This is a genomic window from uncultured Cardiobacterium sp., from assembly GCF_938028185.1.
Classification (GTDB): Bacteria; Pseudomonadota; Gammaproteobacteria; order Cardiobacteriales; family Cardiobacteriaceae; genus Cardiobacterium.
Genome location: NZ_CALJAH010000181.1, coordinates 1 through 2,647 on the forward strand (window position 1 = coordinate 1; position 2,647 = coordinate 2,647).

General features: G+C 63.3%; 4 protein-coding genes. All 4 read right to left on the reverse strand.

Annotation, left to right across the window (positions count from 1 at the left end; all coding sequences use genetic code 11):
* Positions 1-62 precede the first annotated feature (62 nt).
* The 4 genes from rsfS to lptE are packed head-to-tail and all read right to left on the reverse strand — an operon-like array spanning position 63 to position 2,568.
* The gene (gene rsfS, locus Q0349_RS05235; protein WP_298079825.1) at positions 63-398 is read right to left on the reverse strand and encodes a ribosome silencing factor; all 336 of its coding nucleotides are present in this window, start codon (positions 396-398) and stop codon (positions 63-65) included.
* Between the two features lie 9 nt (positions 399-407).
* The gene (locus tag Q0349_RS05240) at positions 408-1,088 is read right to left on the reverse strand and encodes a DUF1294 domain-containing protein (RefSeq protein WP_298079826.1); all 681 of its coding nucleotides are present in this window, start codon (positions 1,086-1,088) and stop codon (positions 408-410) included.
* Entirely contained in the window at positions 1,085-2,095 is a 1,011-nt protein-coding gene (holA, locus tag Q0349_RS05245; protein WP_298079827.1) for a DNA polymerase III subunit delta, read from the reverse strand. Before holA ends, Q0349_RS05240 begins: the two co-directional genes overlap by 4 nt.
* Positions 2,092-2,568, reverse strand: a complete 477-nt coding sequence (gene lptE, locus Q0349_RS05250) for an LPS assembly lipoprotein LptE (RefSeq protein ID WP_298079828.1) — start codon at positions 2,566-2,568, stop codon at positions 2,092-2,094. Before lptE ends, holA begins: the two co-directional genes overlap by 4 nt.
* Positions 2,569-2,647 lie beyond the last annotated feature (79 nt).

Here is a 2,647-nt window from a genome sequence, read left to right on the forward strand (position 1 = left end):
TTTTGCGTGGGAACCCGCCCGCTGCGGGCTTCGCCCTGCAGGGGAGGGGGATTTTTCAGCCCCTAACTGCGTGTTGGCGGCAGCGACCACAGTTTTTCCAGGGCGTAGTGTTCGCGGGTTTCCGGGCGCATCAGGTGGACGATGATGTCGCCCAAATCCACCAGCACCCAGTCGCGGCTGTCTTCGCCTTCCATGCCGAGCGGCGGCCACCCGGCAGCTTTGCTGTCGTCGTGGATTTTGTCGGCCAGGGCGTGCAGGTGGCGGTCGGAGGTGCCGCTGGCGATGATCATGTAGTCGGCAATGTCGGTTTTGCCGGCAAGGTCGATGGTTTCGATGTTGACGGCTTTGAGGCTTTCGAGGCTTTCGAGGACGAGGGTTTTCAGTTCGCTGGCGTTCATGGGGTTCCTTTAGAAGTTGACGAGCGGGTTGTACGGCGGCAGGTAGGCGATGAGCAGGTAGAGGATGCCGAAGTTGGCGACGATGCTTGCCCAGAAGAAGCCGCGGAAGCGTTTTTGGTTGAGTTTGTGGCGCAAGAATGGCCGCGCGACGAGCGCCCCCGGCCAGCCGCCGAGGAGGCTCGCCAGATGCAGCGCGCTGTTGGGGACACGTTGCAGGTTTTCTTCGGCGGCGCGTTTGTCGTAGCGGTAGAGGGCGACGGTGAGGATGCTGAGGATGGCGCTGGTGATGCCGAGCGGGATGGAGACGAGGGTGAGGCCGAGGAAGTAGAGCAGGTCGAGCGCGGCGTAGGTGTAGCCTTCGAGTTTTTTCGGTTGGCTGTGTTCGGCGATGTCGTAGATGCTGTCTTCCATGATGGCGTGTTCGTGTTCGCGTAACAGTACCCGGCTCGCCTGCCAGCCGCCCTTGTTGCCGGGGATGGCGAGCACGGTCACGGCGGTGTCGGCCGCCGGGCGGCGGTGGTGGTAGGCGAAGGTGCTGATGTGGAAGAACAGGTTTTCGTGGCCGGGCATGAGCTGGATGAAGCCGTAGCCTTTTTCGTCGTTCCAGTTGATGATGCGGCCCTGGTAGGGGGTGTTTTCTGCGAGGTCGAGCGGGATGCGTCGTTTTCTGCGGGGGGGTACGTAGCTCATGCGGGTTGTCGTTGTTGGTTGTTTAGCAGGTGCTGTTTGAGGGTTTGCCAGTAGTCGCCGTGTTCGGCGCCTTTGGTGATGCGGTCGAGTTTGGCCGCCAGACGCAGTTGCAGGCGCAGTGCGCGCGGCGGGTGTTTGCCGAGCGCCGCCTGGTAGCGGCGCTGCTGGCTGTCGTAGATGTTGTATTGTTGGTAGAGCGCGCCGTGGCGGTGCTGCGGTTCGTTGTGCAGGCCGATGAGCAGGCTGGCGTCGCGCTGCAGGAGCCAGGTAATCAGGGTGGTGTCGCGCGGGTTTTCGGCTTGCAGACGGGCGGCGACGCGGTACGCTTTCGGCCAGTCGCCGCCGAGGATGGCGTCGCTCAGGGCAAAGGTGTTGAACTGGGAGAAGTCGTCAAGAAGGTCGGTCAGCAGGGTTTCGTCGATGATGTTTTCGGCCTGCGGGTGGATGGTGAGGCGTTCGATCGCCTGTTTGGCGGCAAAGAGGTTGCCCTGGCAGTTGGCGATGAGCAGTTCGCAGGCGGCGTCGGTCAGGCGCAGTTTGGCCGCTTGCAGGCGTTGCGCGATTTGTTTGGCAAATTGTGGCGGGTACAGCGCTGTACTCACGATGGCGAGGTTGCCCTGGCTGAACAGTGCCTTGTACCAGGCGGTGGTGTGCGGTTTTTCCAGGTTGGGGGCGTAGATGATGAGGCGGCTATGGTCGAGGCGCAGTTCGGCGAGGCGGCGCAGGGTGTCGGCGGTCGCCTTGTCGGCTTTTTTGGCGTCGAGGTGGAGTTCGAGCAGGCGTTTCGGCGCAAACAGCGACGGGGTTTCGAGCTCCTGGATGAGGCTGTCGATGCGGCTGTCGCCGTAGAGGCGTTGGCGTTCGTCGTAGCCGTCGGCGGTGGCTCGGGCGCGAGCGGCGTCCAGCGCTTCGCTGTTGAGCAGTGCTTCGCTGCCGTGGATGAGGGTGATGGCGGGCAGCGGGTGCTGTTTGAGGTGGCGGGGGGCGTCGGGCGCGGCGAGGTTCATCGGGTGCGGGCGTTGGTGTAGCGGATGAGCTTGTCGGCGTTGTCGCGCGCCAGTTGTTGGTGCGCTTCGTCTTCTTCGGCGCTGCTGCCGAGGTAGGTGTTGCTGCGATAGCGCACGTTGCTGCGGCTGCTGAAGGTTTGTTCGCCCAGTGTCGCGCCGTTTTTTTCGAGGCGGATGTGGACGCTGTCGATGAGTTCGATTTCCTGGGTGTCGCCTTTGCCGCCAATGGCGGTGCGGATGCGGTCCTGGTCGGTGGGGTCTATCTGGAGGCGCACCGCAGCGGCATCGTTCAGGGTGATGTGTTGTTGTTGCAAGGCGGCTTCCAGGGCGTTCTGGAAGGTGGGGTCGGCGCCGTTTGGCCAGTGCAGGCTGATTTCGCGCAGGTGGCCGTCGCCGCGTTCGCTGCCTTTGAGGTGGAAGCCGCAGGCGGTGAGGGCAAGGGTCAGCAGGGCGAGGAGCAGGCGTCGTTTCATGGCGGGAGTGTGATGTTCAGGTGGGTGAATGGTAACAGATTTTTGTCGGATGAACGGTTACCCGCGCGCCGCTGCGGGG

Coding starts and splice junctions, on each gene's coding strand:
- rsfS (WP_298079825.1), bottom strand. CDS start 398: ATGAACGCCAGCGAACTGAAAACCCTCGTCCTCGAAAGCCTCGAAAGC.
- Q0349_RS05240 (WP_298079826.1), bottom strand. CDS start 1,088: ATGAGCTACGTACCCCCCCGCAGAAAACGACGCATCCCGCTCGACCTC.
- holA (WP_298079827.1), bottom strand. CDS start 2,095: ATGAACCTCGCCGCGCCCGACGCCCCCCGCCACCTCAAACAGCACCCG.
- lptE (WP_298079828.1), bottom strand. CDS start 2,568: ATGAAACGACGCCTGCTCCTCGCCCTGCTGACCCTTGCCCTCACCGCC.